The sequence below is a fragment of the Rhizobium cerradonense genome (assembly GCF_030182455.1).
In the GTDB taxonomy this organism is placed as follows: domain Bacteria; phylum Pseudomonadota; class Alphaproteobacteria; order Rhizobiales; family Rhizobiaceae; genus Rhizobium.
This window is the reverse complement of the sequence record NZ_JAQJCK010000008.1, coordinates 217,957-238,578: the sequence shown is the minus strand read 5'-3', so window position 1 is coordinate 238,578 and position 20,622 is coordinate 217,957. Positions and strand designations below refer to the sequence as shown.

Genomic DNA, 20,622 nt, shown 5'->3' with positions numbered 1-20,622 from the left:
AGGATTGCTATTCGACAATCCTCTTTCCCTCTGTCGCACATCCAACGTCACCATTTCTTGCTGAGCTTGAAAGTGATGGTCCGAGCGTCGCCATAGCCGCAGACATTCTCGCCGGCGCAACCCGAGACGTATTCCTTGTCGAACAGGTTGGCGACGTTGAGCGAGGCGCCCCAGCCCTTCTTTTCGTAGCGGATGCCTAAATCGAAAAGTGTCGCCGATGGCACACGCAGCGTGTTTGCCTCGTCCGCCCAGGACTTGCCTTGATAACGCATGCCCGCTCCGATGCTGAGGCCGTCAAGCGCATCGCTGGTGAAAGAATAATCGAGCCACAGCGACGCCGTGGAATTCGGCACGAGATAGGGCGAATTGCCGATGACGGAGGAATCGATGTCCTTGGTGATTTCGAGGTCGGTGTAGGAATAGGAGCCGAGCAGTTTCCAATTATCGTCGAGGTTGACCTTGCCTTCGAATTCGACGCCGCGGGAGCGTACTTCGCCGATCTGCCGCTGCAGGAAAGTCACCGGATCGGTCAACGCCATATTCTTGCGGTCGATCTGGAAGATGGACGCCGTGAACAGACCATCGATGAATTCGGGCTCATATTTGACGCCGGCTTCATATTGCGCGCCTTCTTCGGGTACCAGGCCGCCGCCGGTGACGCTGGTGCCGACTTTCGGATTGAAGAAGGTGCCGGCGCTGATATAGGGCGTGATGCCGTTGGCGAATTCATAGGCGAGACCCGCCCGGCCGCTCGCCGCCTTATCGTTGGAACTATAAGTGGTGCCGACGATGGCATCGGAATTGGTGTCGACAAAATCATAGCGGCCGTTGAGCGTGACGAGCCAGCCGCCGCCGAAGCGCATCTGATCCTGGGTGTAGATGCCGAGCTGCTGTTGCGTCAGCACCTGATCGAGATAGACGAAATTGGCGCCTTGTGGCGTGCCGTAGACCGGGTGGGTGGCACTGATCGGATTGGAGCCGCAGCAGGCTTGGATTTGATCCAGCCGATAGATCGAGTAGTCCGAGCCGATCATGAAGTTATGACTGACCGCGCCGGTATCGAACTCGTTCTGTGCGCGGGTATCGACCGAGAAGGTATCGACCTTCGACCGCTCGTAGAAGCCGATGCGGTCGAGCAGGAAGTCCGGATCGTCATAGGATGGATCGAGCGGATTGCCGTTCTCGTAACCATTCAGATATGGGCCTTCCTCGCGTTTGTAGAGATGGCCGTAGCGTGCGTTCTGCGACACGGCCCAACCGCCATCGAATTCGTGCGAGACCTCGTAACCGAGCATCTGCTGGGCGTATTTCAGGTTGTCGATATCCGGCTCGCCGTAAAAAGCCTTGCGGTCGATCTTGCCGAAGGGTGCATCGACCACCGTGCCGACATAGGGAAAGAAGCCGTTGCCGCTGTGAACCTCATCAAGGCCGCTGACCATGCCATAGACGGTGAGCTTGGTGGATTCATCGGGCGAAATGGTGAGCTGCGGCATGATGAAGCCACGCTTGTCGTGGGTGTAGTCGCTATAGGTATCGCCACCCGCGATCTTGCCGGTCAGGCGGTAGCGATACACGCCATCGGCCGAGAGCTTGTCGGAAAAGTCGAAGCCCAGGAAGGCGTTGCCGATATTGTTGATGCCGATCTCGGTATAATAATAGGGATCGTCGGTCGGCTCCTTGCGCACCATGTTGACGATGCCGCCCGGGTTGGCGCCGCCATAGATCACCGAAGCCGGCCCCTTCAGCACCTCGACGCGTTCAAGCATGAAGGGATCGATCTGGAAGCCGCCGAACCCATAGCTGTAGAGAGTCAACCCGTTCAGGAAAACGCCCGTCTGAGTGGCGTCGAAGCCGCGGATATAAAACCAGTCTGTATCGCCGTCATTGCCGAAGGGCTGCGTCGTCACGCCAGGCGTGTAACGCAGCGCCTCATCGACCTTGTTGGTGACGCCACGATCGTTCATTTCCTGCCGGCCGACAACGGAGACCGATTGCGGCACCTCGGTGATGGGCATATCGGTTTTTGAGCCGGTGGTCGTTTTGGTGGCGACATAGCCTTTGACAGGGGCAGTGCCGCTCGCTTCGCTGTTTTCCTGACCGGATTGGACGACCAGCGGTTTCAGCTCCGTCGGGTTTTCCTGCGCGGCGGCCTGCGTGCCAAGCGCCAATGCCGCAACGGCAATACCTGCTGCCAAAACCCGTTTCATCGATACACCAGTCAATTCCTGCATTTCCGTAGCCAGCCCCAACTTCGCGGCACCCGGCATCCAAGCCAGGTGTCTTCCTTCACAATAAGATGAGCAATTAACTCATATTAAACGCGACGGCTTGTCTCGAATGCGGGAAATTGAACGTTTTTGGGCAATTCTCCACAATGCCGGCAATTGCCCGCGGAGTGTGGCTTTTAGGCTATCTGGCTGCGTTTCCAGCTTGCCGGGGTCGTGCCGACATTCTTGCGGAAAACGCGGGTGAAATGCGCCTGGTCGGCAAAGCCGGTTTCGACGGCGACATTGGTGAGCGGCGTATCGCCCTTCAGCAGCAATTGCTTGGCCCGTTCGAGCCGTGCCTTGGTCTGCCATTGGTGCGGCGGCAGGCCGGTCGATGCCTTGAAGGCGTGGCTAAAATGCGATTGAGACAGGCCGGTCAGCGACGCCAGCTCCTCCAGGCGGATATTCCGCAGGCAATTTTCCTCGATGTAGTCGACCGCTCGGCGCAATTGCCAGGAGGCGAGTTCGCTGCGTCTGCGCGGCTGTGATCCTCGAAGCTGCAACACATTGATCAGCAGCGAAAGCGTCAGGCCATCGCCGTAAAGATCATGCAGCGGCTCCGGATTCTCGCATTCGGCTGCAATCAACTCGGCGACTGCCATTAGCTGCGGATCGGAGAAATGCAGGCGCGGACTCTCGAGACGGGCCGGGTCCAGATCCTGCGTCAGCCGCTGGCCGATAACCTCGGCATCGAAATGAATATCGAGATGGCGGACGAAATCGATTCCGTCGAGATCGGCCCAGAGCTCCATCCCCGCGGGAATGTAGGAAATCCTTTCACGCTCAAACTCCTGCCGCCGGTTTTGGACGCGCGGCGAGAGCCGGACGCCACTCGTGCCGGAGCCGCGTTGATCGAGCAGGATGAAGAGCCGTGGATCTTCGGCGATGTAGTAGCCGCCCGCGCGCGCAGCGCAATTGACGTTCCAGACGTCGGCAACGATACCGTTCCACCGGCGCCGATGAACGCCACCAATGACGGAGAAACCGCCGATCTTGTTTTGCATCCTTGGCTGAAACGTCATCCGAGCTGCCAGCTCCACCTTGCTCTAAAATCCTTCGTCATAAACTCAAGTTATTATATCAGCGAAATTCCTATGGCAATGCGCGCTGGTTGGCGAAGGTCCGCGGGAAGGAGGACACTCGCTATCGGAAAACAACCCAATTTTGAGCCTTGGGGCGATCCAACTTTGTCTCGTGTTCGTAATGGCTTGCCGATAGTTTTGCCCTAGCAACGTGAGTCTCACGCTTGCCGCTGACAAAACAGCATACAACCGACGCTGACAGGACCTCTCCGTGAAAAAAACGCTTCTCATCGCCGCGGCATTCGCAGCAGCTTTTCCGCTTCTTGCTCACGCCGAAACCATACAGTTCCCGAGCGACGAGCCGATCGCCGAGGTTTCGATTCCGCATACCTGGGGCCCTAAAGAGACGGAAACCGGCGTCGACGCAACGTCTCCGGACTCCGCGATCTATTTCTCGATCGATATCGCCAGCGACAAGACGATTGATAAGACCCTCGACGACGTCATTGATTTCCTGTCGAAAAACGGTGTCGACATCGACGCCAAGTCCAAGCATGAATTTCCGGATTCCGTGCTCAACGGCATGAAGATGGCGCATCTCGAATGGGATGGCAAAGACAAGGACGGCCCGGTCGATGTCGAACTCGGCCTGCTTCAGCCGTCTGAGCACAAGCTTCTGGTCGTCACCTATTGGGGATCGAAGGAAACTCAGGACAAGCATGACGAAGCGGTGCAGGGCATCATGAATTCGCTGAAGCCGCTCAACGACTGAGCTGTCTCAGGAAAATGACGGCAAAGGCAACTGCATATGTCGTTGCCTTTGCTTCTTCGGCTCATGTTGGTTCGGCCTCGGATGTTGCGGTTGCGATGAGGTGCTCGCACCTTCAGCCTGCGGAGTCTTGTGCCGTCGGAAGGCTGAGCGCTTCCAGGCGTTCCAGGAACGGTAGTTGGCTGCCGAGGATCTTCCGGCGGGCATCGGAAAGAGTGAACCATTCGGCACGATCGACTTCGGGAAACGACTGAAGGCGTCCGCTGCCAGGTGGCCATTCGATTTCGAACAGATTGCTGCTCGGGGTGGCCACGTCGAATTCGCCTTCGAGGGCGAAAGCGGTCACGCGTTTTCCGCCTTTCTGACGCAGGTCTCCCAGCGGCTGCAACTTGCCTTCGGGGAGACGGCCCATTTCCTCGGCGAATTCGCGTCGGGCGGCCGTTTCGGCTGCTTCGTCCTCCGGATATTCGCCTTTTGGAATGGACCAGGCGCCTTCGTCCTTTTTGCTCCAGAAGGGACCGCCGGGGTGAACGAGCAATACCAGCAGGTCGCTTTGTGTCCTTCTATACATCAGGATGCCGGCGCTTCTCTTCATTGACGATCGTTCCCGCAACTGGAGCCATAGCCGTCCTTTTACCGAACGCTACAACAGCTTCATCGCCATGTTGCCGAAGCAGCTTACCAGAGCTCTTGTTTGCCGGTCGGACCAGCCCGCCCGTGATTCAGGTCGCTGTCAGACGGCGGCTATAGGTTACCGCAGATAACTAGGTAGATCGATGAAAATGGCACACCAGATCGTCGACAGCTACGAGATGAAGACGATTGTCCTCGGACCGGATATGCGGACCATCTATGTCGTCAGCGGTGCCTTGCCGGAAGAAAGCGCAGTATTTCCGCACTGGGCGAATGAACGTGTTGTCATTGCGCAGGTGATGATAGCCTACATTCAGGGAGAGGCGCATCGTCTCGATATGGTCCAGGGTTATTTCGAGGATCTGGACGAGACCGGCAAGCTGAAAAACAATTCGCAACTCAACCTGTTCCACACGATCGCCAAACAATTTTTCTCTTCGATTTCGGCAAGAAGTCAGCGACCGGCAGCGATCGGCGACGTGCTGGAACAAGCGATGTGGCACTGTAATCCGCGAGAGAATGCAGAGATTTACGAGAGGTTGCTGACCTATTTCGTTTATGGCCGAAAAGATCCCTTCATCAGGCAATTTCCTATCACAGGGTCCATCCAGCCAACACTTCACTGAGATGCAGGAAGAGAACCGCCAAGCAGGCGAATCGCGGCCGAAATCGGCGGTTGGTTCGCCAGGTGGCGCGGATGACGGCTCTTGAATTTTTGCGCGTCTTCCGCCACCTCTTCGGCGCGACTTTTAACATTCTCAGGAGACCAGACGCACCATGACGACGACCACCGCAGAAAATTCCGCCGAGAGCCACGTCTTTGAGGCCGACGTTGCCCGCCTTCTGCACATGATGGTTCACTCGGTTTATTCGGATAAGGATGTTTTCTTACGGGAACTGATTTCGAATGCGGCCGATGCCTGCGAAAAGCTTCGATATGAGGCCATCGCCACGCCGGCACTGGTGGCCAGCGATCCCGACAGCCGCATCGTATTGACGCTCGATGAGGAGGGCGGCAGGGTAGTCGTCGAGGATAACGGCATCGGCATGAGCCGCGACGAGATGATCGAAGCGCTCGGAACGATCGCTCGCTCCGGAACGCGGGCGTTCATGGAGCGCATCGAGGCAAACAAGCAGGGCGAGGGCGCGCAACTCATCGGACAGTTCGGCGTCGGCTTCTATTCCTGCTTCATGGTCGCCGATCGCGTCGATGTCGTATCGCGCCGTGCGGGCGCGGACAATGCCTGGCTCTGGTCTTCCGACGGCAAGGGCGGCTATAGCGTCAGCCCGATCGATATTAGCGAGGCGCCGTCGCGCGGCACGCGCATTACCCTGCATCTGATGGACGACGCCAAGAGCTATACATCCCGCTGGACCATCGAGCGGATTGTCAAGGAGCAGTCGGGCCATGTGCCGGTTCCGATCAGGATCGCGGAGAAGCCCGGTTCTGAAGCAACGCAGCTCACCGACGGCACCGCACTCTGGACCAAATCGAAGAACGAGATTACCAGCGAAGAGTACACGGACTTCTATCGCGGGATTTCCGGCCAATATGACGAACCGGCGCTCACGGTGCATTTCCGTGCCGAAGGCCGCCACGAATATTCCGCACTCGCCTTCGTGCCCAACTCGCAGCCGTTCGATCTCTTCGACCCCGATCGGAAGGGCCGCATGAAGCTTTATGTGAAGCGGGTTTTCATTACCGACGAGGCGGAATTGCTGCCCCGTTATCTCCGCTTCGTGCGCGGCCTTGTCGATACCGCCGACCTGCCGCTGAATGTGTCGCGCGAAATGATCCAGGAAAGCGCAATCCTAGCCTCGATCCGCAAAGGCGTTGCCAACAGGATCATAACGGCCATCGAAAAGCTGTCCGAAAATGACAGTGATGCGTTCCTCAAGCTGTGGGAAGCGTTCGGAAGCCTGATCAAGGAAGGCATTTATGAAGACTTCGAGCGGCGCACCCAACTGATGGCGCTGTCCCGCTTTCGCACGACCGCGTCCGGCGAGGGGTATCGCTCGCTTGCCGATTACGTCAAAGACCTGAAGGATGGCCAGCAGGCGATTTATTATCTGGTCGGCGACAGCCTGGAGCAGTTGAAGGCATCGCCGCAGCTCGAGGGTTTTCGCGCCCGCGGCATCGAGGTTCTGCTGCTGACGGATTCCGTCGACAGCTTCTGGGTCACCAATGCTCCGGAATTCGAGGGTAAGACCTTCAAGTCGATCACGCAGGGGTCCGCCGATCTGGCGCAATTCAGCAAGGTCGAGCAGGGCGCGCCGGCAAGTGAGACGGCACCGGTTGAGGTTCAGGCATTCATCGATTTTGCGAAGGAGAAGCTCGCCGACCAAGTGTCGGACGTGCGTGCGTCGGACCGCTTGATCGAAAGTGCCGTCTGCCTGGTCGCTCCTGAACAGGGCTACGATCGCCAGCTCGAAAAAATTCTGCAGGGCGCCGGCCGTCTGCAGGCCGGCGCAAAGCCGATCCTGGAGATCAATGGGGATCATCCGGTCGTGAAGGCCATCGCCGCCAGAAGCGATCAACCATCCCTGCGCGACGACGCGGCATTCCTGCTGCTCGATCAAGCACGCGTTTTGGACGGCGACAAACCGGCCGATCCCCGTGCCTTCGCCGAGCGGCTGGCGCGGCTCATGGAAAAAGCGCTGCAGTAGGCGGACGTTCAGCCTCTCTGCGGCATGTTCGCTGTTGGAGAGGATGGAGGATTTTTGCCTTCCAATGTTTCGCAGCGGATGGGTCGTTTCCCAGCCGCTACGAATTGAGTTCGTACCGGCTAAGCCGATTTCAGCCCGCCAAGAAGCGTCGGAATGAGTTCGGACACCGTGGGATGGATCGGCACGGCCCATTTGAGAACCGGATAGGGCGTGCGCGCATGCATCGCGGCTATGAAGCCGTGGATTGCCTCGTCGCCTTCGACGCCGAGGATTGCGGCGCCCAGGATCTGTCCGGTTTCCACGTCGGCGACGACCTTCATTAGGCCTTGTGTCTCCCCCTTTTCGATGGCGCGGCCCACTCGGCTCATCGGCATGGTCGACACCGTGATCGCCCGCCCGGTCGCTCGCGCTTCCCGCTCTGTCATGCCGACGCGTCCGAGTGGCGGGTCGATATAGAGCGCATGGGCCAGGATGCGTTCGCTCACCTTCCGGTCTTCACCGTCCAGGAGATTGGCCGCGACGATTTCGAAGTCATTGTACGAGGTGTGCGTGAAGGCGCCGCGGCCGTTGCAGTCGCCAAGCGCCCATATGCCGTCGACATTGGTGGAGAGATGATCGTCGACGACGATATAGCCCTTGCTGTCCAGGGCCACACCGGCCTCCGCGAGGCCAAGATCGTCGGTATTCGGCTGGCGTCCCGTGGCGATGAGGAGATGGCTTGCTTCGACATCCGGATTGTCGTTCGCCGTCGAGATGCGGATGTTTTGGCCGCTCTTCGATAGTTTCATATCCTGCGCATTCGTATGGATCGATATGCCTTCGGCGCGAAGAACATCACCGATCGCCTGGCAGATATCGTCATCCTCCCGCGGGGCCAATCGCGGGCCGCGTTCGATGATGCTGACGTCCGCGCCGAAGCGCCGGTACATCTGTGCGAATTCGAGGCCAATGTAGCCGCCGCCGATGATGGCGAGATGGCGTGGCAGAGCCGTGAGATGGATGATGGAGGTACTGGTCAGGTACTCCACGTCTGAAAGGCCAGGCAGCGGAGGAATGGCCGGCCTTGCGCCGACGTTGAGAAAGATGCGCGGCGCGGTCAGTGTTTCGTCCCCGACGCGGACGGTCTTTGCGCTCTCGAAGCGGGCGTGTCCCCGTATCAAGGAAATTCCGTCCGTTGACGTGAGCCAGTTCGTGAGCGAATTTCTGGCGTTGTTTGTGACGGTAGCCGCGCGCTTCTCGACGGTCGCCATATCCGTCAGTAGCCCGCCATCCGTGCGGATGCCGTAGTCCGCGCTTCGCCGTATCACTTGGGCGGTCCGAGCGCTGGCAACCAGAGTTTTGGTCGGCATGCAGCCGGCATTGACGCAGGTCCCGCCAACGAATTTCCGCTCGATCAGAGCCACCGTCATGCCGGCAGCCGCAAGACGTCCGGCCAGGGATGGCCCTGCTTGCCCGGCACCGACGATAATCGCGTCGAAGGTCTTCATGCTTGTCCCTCCCGCAGTTGATGTCTGATTTTCATGCCCGGTCGAACTGAATGCCGACGCCCAGTCCATTCCAGTTTAACAGACTTGAGCAGACGGAGGTCGAAAACCTGAGGGAGCGACAGCAATGGATTTCGAAGAGGCTCCTGTCTGCGGCAAATCAACGCAATGTCCGCATCATGATCTCCGCTCAAGCGCTCTGCAGCCTTGACGACGAGCGCCGCTAGGCCATGTCTGACCGCATACCTGACGCAAGGGAACCATGTGTCGAAAGGAGACATAGTGCGAAACGCTAGGATGGGATTTACCGAGCTTGAAAGCGAGGCGAATTTGGACTTCGTAAAATGCGAAGGATGGTCGAAGCTTTGGTTTGAAGCAGTCGATTTCTAGACTGTAGGCTTAATCGCGACGGCGTAAGTGCCGTCGTTCTCATCGGAATGCTGCCCGGTTCGTCGCGCGCATTCCAAGCTTCGGACACCCGGCAAGAGAACAGCGTTGAGAAGCTTCAGGGGCATCTCTGCCGCGTGCGACGATAAGTTAAGGATCTAAGCAACGTGCCCGCTGTCCCGAAAGAACCGCCACAGAAATTCATCCTGCTGATGCTGTCTTCCCTTCGAAAGGCGTTTTTCAGCATTGCCATTGCAAGCGCTGCGATCAACATGCTGGCGCTGACCGGCTCCTTTTTCATGTTGCAGGTTTATGATCGGGTCATTCCGGGCCGCAGCCTTCCAACGCTCACGGGCCTCGCGATCATCGCCGCGACCCTCTTCATATTCCAGGGAGCCCTGGAATTGCTGCGCTCGATGCTGCTTGCGCGCGTTGGCGTCTCTCTCGATCAACGGCTGAATCGGAAGGTTTTTGGCTCGCTCATTCTTCTGCCGACAAAAATGCAGGCGCCCGATGATGGGCTGCAGTCCGTCCGCGATTTGGAGCAGGTCCGATCGTTCTTGTCCGGCGGCGGGTCGACGGCATTGTTCGATCTGCCCTGGATGCCCTTTTATCTCATCCTGTGTTTTCTGTTTCATTTCTGGATCGGCTTAACCGCCCTATGCGGCGCCATCCTGCTCATTGTCCTGACAGCGCTGGCGGAGATCCTTTCACAAAAGCCAGCCTTAGAGGCTGCAAAGTCTTCCGCGGCTCGTCTCAGCTTTGCGCAAGCCGCGCGACGAAACTGGGAGGCGGTGGTCGCAATGGGTTTCAGCGGCCGCCTGATCGAGAAATGGATGGCCATGAACGAGGACTATCTGGGAAATCAGCTCTCCGCCGGTAATATCGTCGGCACGCTGACCACGATCGCGAAGATATGGCGGATGATGCTGCAATCCGCCGTGTTGGCCGTCGGCGCGATCCTTGTCATCAAACAGGAGGCGACAGGCGGCATCATCATCGCCAGTTCGATCATGGTCACCCGCGCGCTTGCGCCGGTGGAGCTTGCAATCGGACAGTGGAAGGGTTTTGTCGCGGCCCGCCAAAGCTGGTCGCGCCTTGCCAAGCTGCTGGATCTGATCCCCACCGAGCATCGGGCCATGGCCCTGCCGGCACCGCAAAAGGACCTCAGCGTCGAAAATATAAGCCTTACCTCCCCCGGCAGCCGCGATTTCATCCTCCGGAATGTCTCATTCCAGATATCGGCGGGCACGGTGCTGGGCGTGATCGGCCCCAGCGCCTCGGGAAAATCGTCGCTCGTCAGAGCGATCACCGGATTGTGGCCGGTGGTCATCGGCTCGATCAGGTTCGATCAGGCAGCCTTGTCGCAGTGGGAGCAAGGCGATCTGGGACGGCATATCGGATATCTGCCGCAGGATGTCGGTCTATTCGACGGCTCGATAGCCGAAAATATTTCCCGCTTCGCGAATGACATGCAGCCCGGACCGATTATCGCGGCGGCGAAGGCGGCGGGTGTCTACGACATGATCGTCAAGCTGCCGGATGGCTTCGACACCGTCATCGGGGAGGGCGGCTCGCGACTTTCCGCCGGTCAGAGGCAGCGTATCGCCTTGGCGCGAGCCGTTTATGGTGACCCGTTCCTGGTGGTTCTTGATGAGCCGAACTCCAATCTGGATGCCGAAGGCGAGGCATCCTTGACCAAGGCCTTGCTGGGCATCCGGGCGCGGGGCGGCATAGTCATCGTCGTCGCTCATAGGCCGAGCGCTCTGGCCGCCGCGGATAAGGTCGCGATCATTGCCAACGGCCAGTTACAGGCATTCGGACCCAAGGATGAGATTCTTGGCACATCCGCGAGGCATTCGGGGCCGGGACCGGTGCGTTTGATGATAGCCGGCGAGGATGTGAGCGGATGAAAAACAGAGGTCTGCCTTCCACCGAGCGCGCGATCCGCCGCCTTTCCATGTTTGTGCTCGCGACAATTCTGCTCCTTTTTGGCGTCCTGGGCGGTCTTGCGGCAGCAACGAAGATTTCGGGGGCGGTCATCGCCCCCGGCACCTTGGTCGTCGACAGCTATGTAAAGAGCGTTCAGCACCTCAAGGGCGGGATCGTTGGCGAAATCCGCGTGAAGAATGGCGATCGTGTCGATGCCGACCAGATATTGGTCCGCCTGGACGACACGCAAACCAGAGCCAATCTCGGCATCATCAGAAAGCGTTTGAATGAGCTTTCCGCCAGAACGGCGCGTCTGGCCGCGGAGCGCGACGATAAGAGTGCGATCAGCTTTCCGGCAAAACTACTGTCCAGCGCCGGCGACGATGGCGTGGCGAGCATGCTTGCCGGCGAGCGGCAACTGTTCAGCGACCGGTTGGCATCGCGACAGGGCCAGAAGTCTCAGCTCCGCGAGCGAATCCAGCAGTTGAAACAGGAAGTGGATGGTCTCGTCGCGCAGGAGAAGGGAAAGCGGATCGAGATTGAGCTCGTCAACAAGGAGTTAAACAGTCTTCAGCGGCTGTTCGATCAAGGCATCGTTCCGGCGGCCAAGGTCTATTCGCTGCAAAGGGACAGCGCTCGGCTGACGGGAGAGCTTGGAAACCTTGTTTCCTCGATCGCCCAAACCAACGGCAAAATTACCGAAACCGAACTTCAGATCATTCAGATCGATGATGACCACAGCTCCGAGGTTTCCGACCAGCTGCGGCAGGCCGAAAGCGATACCGGTCAGTTTTCGGAACGGCTGATTGCTGCCGAGGACGATCTCAAAAGAGTGGACATAAGGGCGCCGCAGGCAGGCATTGTCGACCAGTTGAGTGTCCATACGGCCGGCGCCGTGATCGGGCCGAAGGAAACCATCATGCAGATCGTTCCCGATAAGGATGCGCTGGTCGCCGAACTGAAGCTTGCGCCGCAGGACATCGATCAGATTGCCGTTGGCCAGGTGGTCGCGTTGCGATTTTCCGCCTTCAACCAGCGCATTACACCCGAACTGAATGGGCACGTCGAAACCATTTCGGCGGATTTGACGACCGACCAGCACTCGGGGCTTAGCTATTACATCGTTCGCGCAAAAGTACCGAAGGAAGAATGGGATCGATTGGGAAAGCTGACGCCCCTTCCGGGCATGCCGGTGGAAGCATTCATGCAGACCGGGCGAAGAAGCGTTTTGGCCTATCTGACCAAGCCGATGACCGATCAGATAAAGCGCGCCTTCAGAGAGGACTAGGCGTTCCTCTGAGGCGTTGCATAAGCGAATGCGCCAATTAGAAGCGCAGCCGTTATGAACGACTGCGCTGAGCTTAAAGTCCTATCAGATATGCCAGTCCGGAGTATGGGCAGCCGCTGCCGCGGCCGTCTGCGTGAGATGGTCGTTTAGCTGATAGGCCTTGATGTAATCGATTTTCATCTCCGAGTCTGTCAGGCTGGCCGTCGGAGTGCCGGCTGTGCCGCCAACGGCCTGGTCCACCAGCATATACATCGGGCTGTGCATATCGGCTGGTGTTGCGGTGTGCGCGATGGCCACATCGTCGAAATACCAGACGATTTGATCCTGATCCCACAGCACACCGTAATTGTGGAAACCATCGGTGCTGGGAACTTGCACCGGAATGGATTGTATCGTGTGCTGGCCCGTTGCATTCGAGTGAACCGTGGCGTTGACCGTGTTCGGGTCCTGCCCGCGCATTTCCACGACATCGAGTTCCGGCGGCCAGGAACCGTCTTCCGGCAGAAGCCAGAAAGCCGGCCATGTGCCCTGATCATGCGGCATCTCGGCTCGCATCTCGAAATATCCATAGGTCTGGGCGAAGGTAGAATGGGTGGTCAGGATGCCGGACGTATAGTTATGCCCGTCCAGAAGTGATTTCAGCGCATCGGGCGTCGGTTGGGCTGAAATCGTTAATACACCGTTGGAAACGGAAAATGGGTTGACCGATGCGGTCGGGCCATAAGAGGGATTGATATACCACTGCAACTCGCCGGTCATGCTGCTGCCTTTGTCAGGCGCCCACCAGTATTTCGCATCCCAGGTGCCTTGCGTGCCCTGATGAAGCGAAAGCGTGTTGAAATCGTCCGAGAAGGTCTGCGTGAGCGCGGAGCGGTCGAGTCCGAGCTGGAACTGGTCCGCGCTCAGGTCGGCAGCAGTCTTGTTGGCAAAAACCAGGCTCTCGCCGTTGCCGAGATCGAGTTGCAGATTGGCGCCGTGCTGGCTGAGGTGACTGACGACCTGATCGAAGGACGTCAGCCCGTATTGGTTCAGGCGCACCTTGTCGTCACTGCTGAAGTCAGTGATGAGGTCGCTGCCATTGCCCTTGGTGAAGATAAAGGTGTCGGCGCCGCCTCCGCCGGTCAGAACGTCATTGCCTGCACCGCCATCGATGGTCTGGCTGCCCGTACCGCCGGTGATGATGTTGTCGGCGCTATTGCCGAAGGCATGGCGGCCATTGCCGGTCACCGTGAGATTCTCGAAATTGTCAGGCAGAGTGTAGTCCATCCACGTATTGATGGTATCTACGCCGCCACCGGGCGCCTCGGACGCGTGGTTGATGCTGGAATAGAGATAGTAGATATCATCTCCAGTGCCGCCCACCATCGTGACATTGACGGAGGCGTCACCCCAGATCGAATCATTTCCAGCCGTGCCGTAAAGCGTCGGACCGGAGCCCGTGGCGGAAAACCAACTTGTCGAAGTTCCGCTGTAATAGAGCGGTTGGCCTAATGCATTGAGAACTGAATTGGGCATCGGAAACCTCTTCCGTTGTGCTCGGCTGTCTCCTCCAACAGAGCCAATATTCCTCCGTACTTACGTTAGAGGGATAACATTTTCCGCAGCGCAGCACAGCCCCTTGTGACGTTAATTTCAGCTTTTTATAAAGTTTGTCCGGCTAATGATCGCATTGCTCAATCACAAGCTGTTCGTTCCTGAGCATCAAATGAACGGAGTTCGGTAGCAAATGCGATCATGACCGCTTTTAGGCGCGAAAGCTCTCCTTGGTGACTGGTCTACGGCCGCTATGGGCCGCAAGCAGACGAGAACATCGACATCTTTGCCATTTGCGGACGACGACCCCCGCCCATCCGGGTAATATCAATGTGATCAATCGCGGCGTAGTGTTCCTATTTGGCTTTGAGAGGAGGATGCTATGCCTACCATATTGGCCTATCACGACGTCAAAGACGTCAAACACTGGCTCACTTCACCGCGCCGCAAAGAGGTTTTCGAACCCCTCGGCTGCACAAACATTCGTACGTTTGTTGATCCACAAGCGTCCAACCGAGTTGGCCTGGTCATGGACGTTCCCGACATGGGCCGCCTGGCGGAATTTATGAAGTCCAAGCAAGCGGCGGATGCGATGGAGTATGACGGAGTATTGCCGGAGACCTTGGTGATTCTAACTCAATCGTAGGCGGCCCAGCAGAGACGGGGCCTAACGATAGCGGTGACAGCCTTGACGCGGATAAAGGTTGGCGAATGAGGGGCTGCCCCGTGAAATCCGGCTGCGGCTTTCGTAAGAGCCGATAGCCGCGAACAAAAGCCCGCCGCAGACCGGGAGTCGGTAGTCGCGGCGGGCTCACGCTCCAGTGGCCGGCGTGGTGCACCGTGAGCTACGGGCAAGCAACCCGCAAGCAGGAAACCAATATCAAGCGCTTAGGTTCCCGCGATTTCATGTCGTGCGACAATTCGCACAGCCGCACTGATGGCTGCATGCGACAGAGCAGACCGCCCCCACAAAATGAGGAGCGGCCCCTGATCTCACTGCAATAGAGCTACCCCGGCTTCTTTCGCCGCCTTAATGAATGCTTCTCGCGCGGCTTCTACACAGACCACACCCATCATCGCATCGAGGCATATTCGTACGGCGGTCACATACTCTTCGCCATCTTCAATCGGCCAGTGTTCCAGCAACGTCTCGGTCGCATCCTGTACCGAATTGACGCGCCGATAGCCCTCCGCGCCTCCCATCACGAGCGTCACGGCGGGGAAGGGCCGCAAGGTGTTTCGTTTCAAAACGCATTACCTCCGAAACATAAAGACTTCGGTAACCTTGCAAAAAACGTTCCGCGGAAGGCGGCCCGATCTAGTTGCCTCCCGATAGTGGCCAAAATAGCCGGAGCATGATGCCGGAGAATCGACTACGCCGACGCCCGATAACAGCGGCAGCGACATGGCGTGGCTCGACCTAGTGTGGCCAAAGCTCATGCTATGAGGGAGAGATGTCGGTGAAGCTTGAACAGGTTGCCGTGTCGTTGGCGGCGCGAGAGCGATCGGCAAATAGCCTCAGCGGCGAACCAGAAGTGCCTCGATCGAGGCCATTTCAAAGGCGTCACGCGCTTCGCTCGCCGTACATTCGTGCTCGAGCGCGGCGTTGCAGACCTTTTTGGCTTCCCTTAGAAACACGCCGTCGGCTATGGGCCATTCCCTTTCAAGGCACCCCACAGCTTCGGCCGGGCCTTTGACGGCCTTTTGTTTCCCACTGCTGACAATGACGGAGACGGGTGCCTCCCATGCGAGAGCGCTCATTCTGATCCTCCTTTGTCCTTCAGGTGAAGTTAGGCAAACGATGGTCGTGCCGCTCGGTTCCAAGAGTGAGACCAAAAAATTCCATCTCCGCACGAAAAAGCTAGGCAAGTCAGCAAGGATTATAGATCGAGCTGCTTGCGACGACGCCACGTCAAAGAGCAACCATCGTCAGGCTGCGGGACTTACGGCTACTGGCGTTCACATTTTCTGCGCTGATGCTTGCGGGCACAATTCCGGTGCCGGCGGCGGGTCATATTACGCGCCGCTAGCCCATCTGTGAAGCTGTCAAAATTCCGCGACCTCGCCCCAGGACGAGCCATTCAGCCGATCCGGATGATACGGCTTTGGATCGACGATCGGTTTTGCGGCCGTGACAAGGTCCGCGACGAGATGGCCGGCGCCTGGGCCGATGCCGAAGCCGTGGCCGCTGAAGCCTGCTGCCAGGACCAGTCCGGGCAGTGCCCGGATTTCGCCGATCGCGGGAACTCCGTCGGGCGTACTGTCGATATAGCCGGCCCATGCGGCCGAGACGGGGGTGTTGGCAAGCGCTGGAAGCAACGCTCGTGCTCGCTCAAGGGTCAATTCGATCTGCTTCCGATCCGGACGAGGATCGAGAATGCGGTTCCGCTCCATCGGGGTCGGTCGATCGAGCCGCCAGCGCGACAAAGTTTCGTGCCCACCCTTTAGACCCTCAAAGCCGCCGGCAGCGAGGCTGCGCCAGCGCTTGGCGAACATCGGCACAAAATGGCGGGCGAAACGAAACTGTTGCAATGTCGGATCGACGCGGGCGCGGCCGCTGATCGCAAGCGTGTAACCGCCGTCGCCTCTGCGCGTGGCCGAAACCGCGGCCGTATGCAGCGCCGCCGGCAGACCTTGGGCGCCAGGTGCGACCGACAGGATCGAGGAACGGATCGAGGCTTGCGGAAAGCGGATGCCGAGCTGCCGGCAAAAGGACGATGCCCAGGCGCCGCCGGCCATCACCACCATCCGGGTTCGGATCGTGCCTTTCTCGGTGACGACGGCACTGACATGGCCGCTTTCGGTCTCAAGACCGCGGGCAGCGCACATCTGATGAACGCTGCTGCCGAGCGCCCTGATGGCGCGGGCGACCACCGGGGCAGCGCGCGACGGATCGGCGGTGCCGTCGGTCGGGGAAAAGACGCCGCCCTTCCAGCGCCGGCCGGTCGCCGATCCGAATTCGCTTGCTTGCTTTTGATCAAGCATATGGGTGGTAACGCCGACGCCGCGGGCAAATTCACCCCAGCTCGCCCAGCCGGCAAGCTCCGTGTCGTCGTTGCTCAGATAGAGCAGGCCGCAGCGGCTGAAGCCGGTATCCTCGCCACTTTCCTTGCCGAAATCTTCCCAGAGAGCGAGGCTCTTCGTCGCCATCGGCAGTTCGCGGGCATCCCGGTTCTGCTGACGGCACCATCCCCAGTTTCGGCTGGATTGTTCGGCCCCGATCCGCCCCTTTTCGAGAAGCGCGACCTTCAAGCCCCGCCGCGCGAGATAGTAGGCGGCGAAGGTCCCGACGATTCCGCCGCCGATCACCACGACATCGGCCTTTTCGGGCAGTGCGGGGGTGGTTTCGATGTGCAGAAGCGGGGCGGGCATGGCACTCTCCAGGTTACAAGCGAGCATTCTAGTCGAGCTTTCCCCGCGCAAATGCTGCAGATTGCCAGCGGACAGCATTTCCTTCTGTCGCACGCGGTTAAGGCGAATTCTTGTGCTAAGATCCGGATTTTACGAGGTTAAATCAGCGCGGAAAGGTTCAATTCCGCTTGCTAAGTAAGGCTTTCCGCATAAGATGACAAAAGATTATTCCGCCAGGCGGCACCTGCCGCCGCGAAAATTGGAGCGCGCCGATGAAACTCGACCGGATCGATATCAAGATCCTCTACGAATTGCAGAAAAACGGCCGCATCACCAATGTGGAACTTGCCGAACTCGTCAACCTCTCGCCGAGTCCCTGCCTGATGCGGGTCAAGAAACTGCAGGCGGAAGGCTACATTGTTGGCTATTCGGCGCAGATCAACATCGCCAAGCTCGGGCAGACGCTCACGGTGTTCACTGAGGTCACCCTCAAGAATCATCGCCAGATCGATTTCGCGCGCTTTCTTGCGGCGGTCGAGAAGGTGGATTCTGTGGTGGAATGCCATCTCGTTTCCGGAGGCTATGACTATCTGGTGAAGTTCGTGACCGCCGGGATTGCCGAATACCAGACGACCATGGAACGCCTGATCGACATGGAAATCGGCATCGACAAATATTTCAGCTTCGTCGTGCTGAAATCGCCGATTGTCAAAGCGCATATGCCGCTCACCAGCCTGTTTCCGGTTTGAGCCATCTCTCGGCGGTCGATGTGCCGAACCGCACCTCAGCGTTTTGCAAAGGCGTGCGCCAGCTCGGGATTTTCTTCCAGGCTATCCAGCCAGCCAGTGTCGAGCTTCGGCACGGAGGAGAAGAGCAGCTTGGAATAGGGGTGCTTGGCGCCGCCTGCTAGATCGGCGGATGCGAGTTGCTCGATCTTCTCGCCTGCATACATCACCGCAATCTCGTCGCAGATCGCTTGCACCGTCGACAGATCGTGACTGATGAAGATGTAGGAGAGCCCGAGTTCGCGTTGCAGTTCCTTCAGGAGGTCGAGGATTGCAGCGGCAACGACGGTATCGAGGGCTGATGTGATCTCGTCGCATAGGATGAGCTTCGGCTCGGCCGCAAGTGCCCGCGCAAGGTTGATGCGCTGCTTTTGGCCACCGGACAGTTCCGGCGGGCGCCGATGCTTGAGGGCTTTTGGCAGGTGGACCATGTCGAGGAGCTGGTCGATGCGGGCCTCGCGCTCGCTGCGGCCGAGATTGTGATAGAAGGTAAGCGGGCGCCCGAGTATTTCACCGATCGACTTGGCAGGATTGAGCGCGGTATCGGCAAATTGAAAGACGATCTGCAGCTTTTGCAGCTCTTCGCGCTTGCGGTGCCGGGCATCGGCGGCAAGCTGTTTTCCGTTGAAGGTGATATTTCCAGAAACCGGCGGCAGGATGCCGGCTATGGCGCGGGCAAGCGTCGATTTTCCGCAGCCGGATTCGCCGATGACGCCGAGATTGCGGCCGGCTTCGAGTCTGAGGCTCACGGATTTGAGAGCCGTCGCTGCCGGCAGACCGTTCGGTTGGATAGGACCATAACCCGCCACGACGTTGGTCACCTCCAGCAGGGCGGGTATCTTTTCCGGCTCTGTCGACACAGGGGAGGCATAGAGCTTGGGTTCGAAGGCCCCCAGCAACTGGCGCGTATAGGGATGAGCGGGTGCGGAGAGGATCTGCTCGGTCTCGCCGATTTCCTGAACTTCGCCACCCTTCAGAACGACGATCCGGTCGGCGACCTGCGCCACGACAGCGAGGTCGTGAGACACGTAGACCCCGGCGATGCCGCCCTTTTTCATCACCGATTTGAAAGCTCGGAGAACCTCGATCTGCGTCGTCACGTCGAGTGCCGTCGTCGGCTCGTCGAAAATCATGAGTTTCGGATTGCCGATCAGCGCCATCGCGGCTGAAAGGCGCTGCAACTGGCCTCCCGAAACCTGATGCGGGTAGCGCGCACCGATCGTCTCCGGGTTCGGCAGGCTCAGCGCCTTGAAGAGTTCGACGGCGCGCGTCCTTGCCTCTTCGGCCGGCATCAGATTGTGGATGCGGGTGATCTCGATCACCTGCTCCATGATCGTCTGCGCCGGATTGAAGGCTGCCGCGGCACTTTGCGGGATATAGGCGACTTCGGTTCCGCGGATGCGAGCCCTGGCTTTTTCGGGCAGGCTTGCCATGTCCTTGCCGGCGAGCAGGACCTGGCCGCCGCTGATCCGGCAGCCCTGCCGCGTGTAGCCCATCAGGGTCAGCGCGATCGTCGTCTTGCCGGAGCCGCTTTCGCCGATGAGGGCAACGATTTCCCCTTCTTGGATGTCGAAGCTGACGCCGCGGATGATATCGACCTGGCGGCCGGCATCCGTCTTGGCCTCGACCTTTAGGTCGCGAATGTCGACGAGCTTGGCCATTAATTGCTCCGGTCTCGGATCTTCTGGGGAAGGTTGTCAATCAGCAGGTTAACGCTGATCGTCAGGCTAGCGATCGCGATGCTCGGGAACATGACCGCGGGGGCGCCAAAGGGCAGGCCGCCGATGTTTTCGCGCACCAGCGCCCCCCAATCCGCGTTTGGCGGCTGCACGCCGAGGCCGAGGAAGGAGAGCCCCGACAGAAGCAGCACGATGAAGACGAAGCGCAGGCCGAGATCGGCCATGACCGGCCCAAGGATATTGGGCAGGATTTCGGAGCGAATGAGATAGAGCGCCCCTTCGCCGCGGGCGCGGGCGACCGTGATGAAATCCATGGTGTTGATATTGACCGAAAGCGCCCGCGAGAAGCGATAGGCGCCCGGCGTGTAGATGACGGCGAGCGTCATGATCAGGACCGGGATCGACGAGCCGACGCCGGCGACGACCACAAGGCCGAAGAGCTTGCTCGGGATGGAGTTCAGCGCATCGAGAAAGCGGCTGAGCACGCTATCGAACCAGCCGCCGATCACCGCTGCGATCATACCGAGCGCGACGCCGACGAAGCAGGCAATGCAGACGGCGGCAAGCGAGATGCCGACAGTGTAGCGCGCACCCATGAGAATACGCGAGAAAATATCACGGCCGAGATAATCGGTGCCGAGCCAGAACTTGGCAGACATCGGCCCGAAATAATCGAAATCAACGATGTCGCCGATCGGGTAGGGGATCAGCAGCGGCGCGAAGATAGCGACCAGCGCCCAGGCCAGGATGACGGCAAGGCCGAGCATGCCGACGATGTTAAATCGGAAGCCGAACCGGCGAGGGGTGAGTGCGGTAAGAGCCATG

17 protein-coding genes are annotated in these 20,622 nt (G+C 58.9%); 7 read left to right on the top strand and 10 right to left on the bottom strand.

Going from position 1 to position 20,622, the window contains the following annotated elements; translation table 11 throughout:
• Positions 1-47: 47 nt before the first annotated feature.
• Positions 48-2,207: a TonB-dependent siderophore receptor gene (locus PH547_RS20440; RefSeq protein WP_483315558.1), complete on the bottom strand. Its 2,160-nt coding sequence runs from the start codon at positions 2,205-2,207 to the stop codon at positions 48-50.
• 197 nt (positions 2,208-2,404) lie between these two features.
• Positions 2,405-3,289, bottom strand: coding sequence for a helix-turn-helix domain-containing protein (locus PH547_RS20435; RefSeq protein WP_260304155.1), 885 nt, complete (start codon positions 3,287-3,289; stop codon positions 2,405-2,407).
• Positions 3,290-3,560: 271 nt separating this feature from the next.
• Here PH547_RS20435 and PH547_RS20430 point away from each other — a divergent pair, with 271 nt between their 5' ends.
• Positions 3,561-4,061, top strand: a complete 501-nt coding sequence (locus PH547_RS20430; protein WP_104827185.1) for a histidine kinase — start codon at positions 3,561-3,563, stop codon at positions 4,059-4,061.
• A 112-nt stretch (positions 4,062-4,173) separates the two neighbouring features.
• Here the strand turns inward: PH547_RS20430 and PH547_RS20425 are convergent, their stop codons facing one another.
• A complete protein-coding gene (locus PH547_RS20425; RefSeq protein ID WP_285169267.1) occupies positions 4,174-4,653 on the bottom strand; it encodes an NUDIX hydrolase in 480 nt (159 codons plus the stop codon).
• Positions 4,654-4,870: 217 nt separating this feature from the next.
• Here PH547_RS20425 and PH547_RS20420 point away from each other — a divergent pair, with 217 nt between their 5' ends.
• Positions 4,871-5,317, top strand: a complete 447-nt coding sequence (locus PH547_RS20420; RefSeq protein ID WP_285169266.1) for a hypothetical protein — start codon at positions 4,871-4,873, stop codon at positions 5,315-5,317.
• Positions 5,318-5,468: 151 nt separating this feature from the next.
• A complete protein-coding gene (htpG, locus tag PH547_RS20415; protein ID WP_260304151.1) occupies positions 5,469-7,358 on the top strand; it encodes a molecular chaperone HtpG in 1,890 nt (629 codons plus the stop codon).
• Positions 7,359-7,477: 119 nt separating this feature from the next.
• On the opposite strand, the gene PH547_RS20410 is transcribed toward htpG, so the two are convergent.
• Positions 7,478-8,845: an FAD-containing oxidoreductase gene (locus tag PH547_RS20410; RefSeq protein ID WP_285169265.1), complete on the bottom strand. Its 1,368-nt coding sequence runs from the start codon at positions 8,843-8,845 to the stop codon at positions 7,478-7,480.
• Positions 8,846-9,396: 551 nt separating this feature from the next.
• Here PH547_RS20410 and PH547_RS20405 point away from each other — a divergent pair.
• On the top strand, positions 9,397-11,142 hold the full coding sequence (locus PH547_RS20405; protein WP_285169264.1) for a type I secretion system permease/ATPase: 1,746 nt from the start codon (positions 9,397-9,399) through the stop codon (positions 11,140-11,142).
• A complete protein-coding gene (locus PH547_RS20400; RefSeq protein ID WP_285169263.1) occupies positions 11,139-12,449 on the top strand; it encodes an HlyD family type I secretion periplasmic adaptor subunit in 1,311 nt (436 codons plus the stop codon). Before PH547_RS20405 ends, PH547_RS20400 begins: the two co-directional genes overlap by 4 nt.
• 84 nt (positions 12,450-12,533) lie before the next feature.
• Here the strand turns inward: PH547_RS20400 and eglC are convergent, their stop codons facing one another.
• Positions 12,534-13,964 (bottom strand): endo-1,3-1,4-beta-glycanase EglC, encoded by a 1,431-nt coding sequence (gene eglC, locus PH547_RS20395; RefSeq protein WP_260304147.1) that lies wholly within the window; start codon positions 13,962-13,964, stop codon positions 12,534-12,536.
• A gap of 400 nt (positions 13,965-14,364) precedes the next feature.
• Here eglC and PH547_RS20390 point away from each other — a divergent pair, with 400 nt between their 5' ends.
• Entirely contained in the window at positions 14,365-14,628 is a 264-nt protein-coding gene (locus PH547_RS20390) for a hypothetical protein (RefSeq protein ID WP_046610246.1), read from the top strand.
• A gap of 347 nt (positions 14,629-14,975) precedes the next feature.
• Here PH547_RS20390 and PH547_RS20385 read toward each other — a convergent pair whose 3' ends face one another.
• The 3 genes from PH547_RS20385 to PH547_RS20375 all read right to left on the bottom strand — a co-directional run bounded on the left by PH547_RS20385 (position 14,976) and on the right by PH547_RS20375 (position 17,354).
• Positions 14,976-15,230 carry a DUF982 domain-containing protein gene (locus tag PH547_RS20385; protein WP_104827177.1) on the bottom strand — a complete coding sequence of 85 codons (255 nt, stop codon included), beginning with the start codon at positions 15,228-15,230 and terminating at the stop codon, positions 14,976-14,978.
• Between the two features lie 270 nt (positions 15,231-15,500).
• Positions 15,501-15,743 (bottom strand): DUF982 domain-containing protein, encoded by a 243-nt coding sequence (locus tag PH547_RS20380; protein ID WP_285169262.1) that lies wholly within the window; start codon positions 15,741-15,743, stop codon positions 15,501-15,503.
• Positions 15,744-16,028: 285 nt separating this feature from the next.
• A complete protein-coding gene (locus PH547_RS20375) occupies positions 16,029-17,354 on the bottom strand; it encodes an NAD(P)/FAD-dependent oxidoreductase (protein ID WP_285169261.1) in 1,326 nt (441 codons plus the stop codon).
• A 251-nt stretch (positions 17,355-17,605) separates the two neighbouring features.
• On the opposite strand from PH547_RS20375, the gene PH547_RS20370 reads away from it, so the two are divergent.
• Positions 17,606-18,082, top strand: a complete 477-nt coding sequence (locus tag PH547_RS20370) for an Lrp/AsnC family transcriptional regulator (RefSeq protein WP_028752029.1) — start codon at positions 17,606-17,608, stop codon at positions 18,080-18,082.
• Between the two features lie 35 nt (positions 18,083-18,117).
• Here the strand turns inward: PH547_RS20370 and PH547_RS20365 are convergent, their stop codons facing one another.
• Positions 18,118-19,779, bottom strand: a complete 1,662-nt coding sequence (locus tag PH547_RS20365; RefSeq protein WP_260304145.1) for an ABC transporter ATP-binding protein — start codon at positions 19,777-19,779, stop codon at positions 18,118-18,120.
• Entirely contained in the window at positions 19,779-20,621 is an 843-nt protein-coding gene (locus PH547_RS20360; RefSeq protein ID WP_260304144.1) for an ABC transporter permease, read from the bottom strand. Before PH547_RS20360 ends, PH547_RS20365 begins: the two co-directional genes overlap by 1 nt.
• Between the last annotated feature and the right edge of the window lies 1 nt (position 20,622).

Excerpts from the sequence above, each read along its gene's own strand:
- PH547_RS20440 (WP_483315558.1), bottom strand. The coding sequence starts at position 2,207 with ATGAAACGGGTTTTGGCAGCAGGTATTGCCGTTGCGGCATTGGCGCTT.
- PH547_RS20435 (WP_260304155.1), bottom strand. The coding sequence starts at position 3,289 with ATGACGTTTCAGCCAAGGATGCAAAACAAGATCGGCGGTTTCTCCGTC.
- PH547_RS20425 (WP_285169267.1), bottom strand. The coding sequence starts at position 4,653 with ATGAAGAGAAGCGCCGGCATCCTGATGTATAGAAGGACACAAAGCGAC.
- PH547_RS20420 (WP_285169266.1), top strand. The coding sequence starts at position 4,871 with ATGAAGACGATTGTCCTCGGACCGGATATGCGGACCATCTATGTCGTC.
- htpG (WP_260304151.1), top strand. The coding sequence starts at position 5,469 with ATGACGACGACCACCGCAGAAAATTCCGCCGAGAGCCACGTCTTTGAG.
- PH547_RS20410 (WP_285169265.1), bottom strand. The coding sequence starts at position 8,845 with ATGAAGACCTTCGACGCGATTATCGTCGGTGCCGGGCAAGCAGGGCCA.
- PH547_RS20400 (WP_285169263.1), top strand. The coding sequence starts at position 11,139 with ATGAAAAACAGAGGTCTGCCTTCCACCGAGCGCGCGATCCGCCGCCTT.
- eglC (WP_260304147.1), bottom strand. The coding sequence starts at position 13,964 with ATGCCCAATTCAGTTCTCAATGCATTAGGCCAACCGCTCTATTACAGC.
- PH547_RS20390 (WP_046610246.1), top strand. The coding sequence starts at position 14,365 with ATGCCTACCATATTGGCCTATCACGACGTCAAAGACGTCAAACACTGG.
- PH547_RS20380 (WP_285169262.1), bottom strand. The coding sequence starts at position 15,743 with ATGAGCGCTCTCGCATGGGAGGCACCCGTCTCCGTCATTGTCAGCAGT.
- PH547_RS20375 (WP_285169261.1), bottom strand. The coding sequence starts at position 17,354 with ATGCCCGCCCCGCTTCTGCACATCGAAACCACCCCCGCACTGCCCGAA.
- PH547_RS20370 (WP_028752029.1), top strand. The coding sequence starts at position 17,606 with ATGAAACTCGACCGGATCGATATCAAGATCCTCTACGAATTGCAGAAA.
- PH547_RS20365 (WP_260304145.1), bottom strand. The coding sequence starts at position 19,779 with ATGGCCAAGCTCGTCGACATTCGCGACCTAAAGGTCGAGGCCAAGACG.
- PH547_RS20360 (WP_260304144.1), bottom strand. The coding sequence starts at position 20,621 with ATGGCTCTTACCGCACTCACCCCTCGCCGGTTCGGCTTCCGATTTAAC.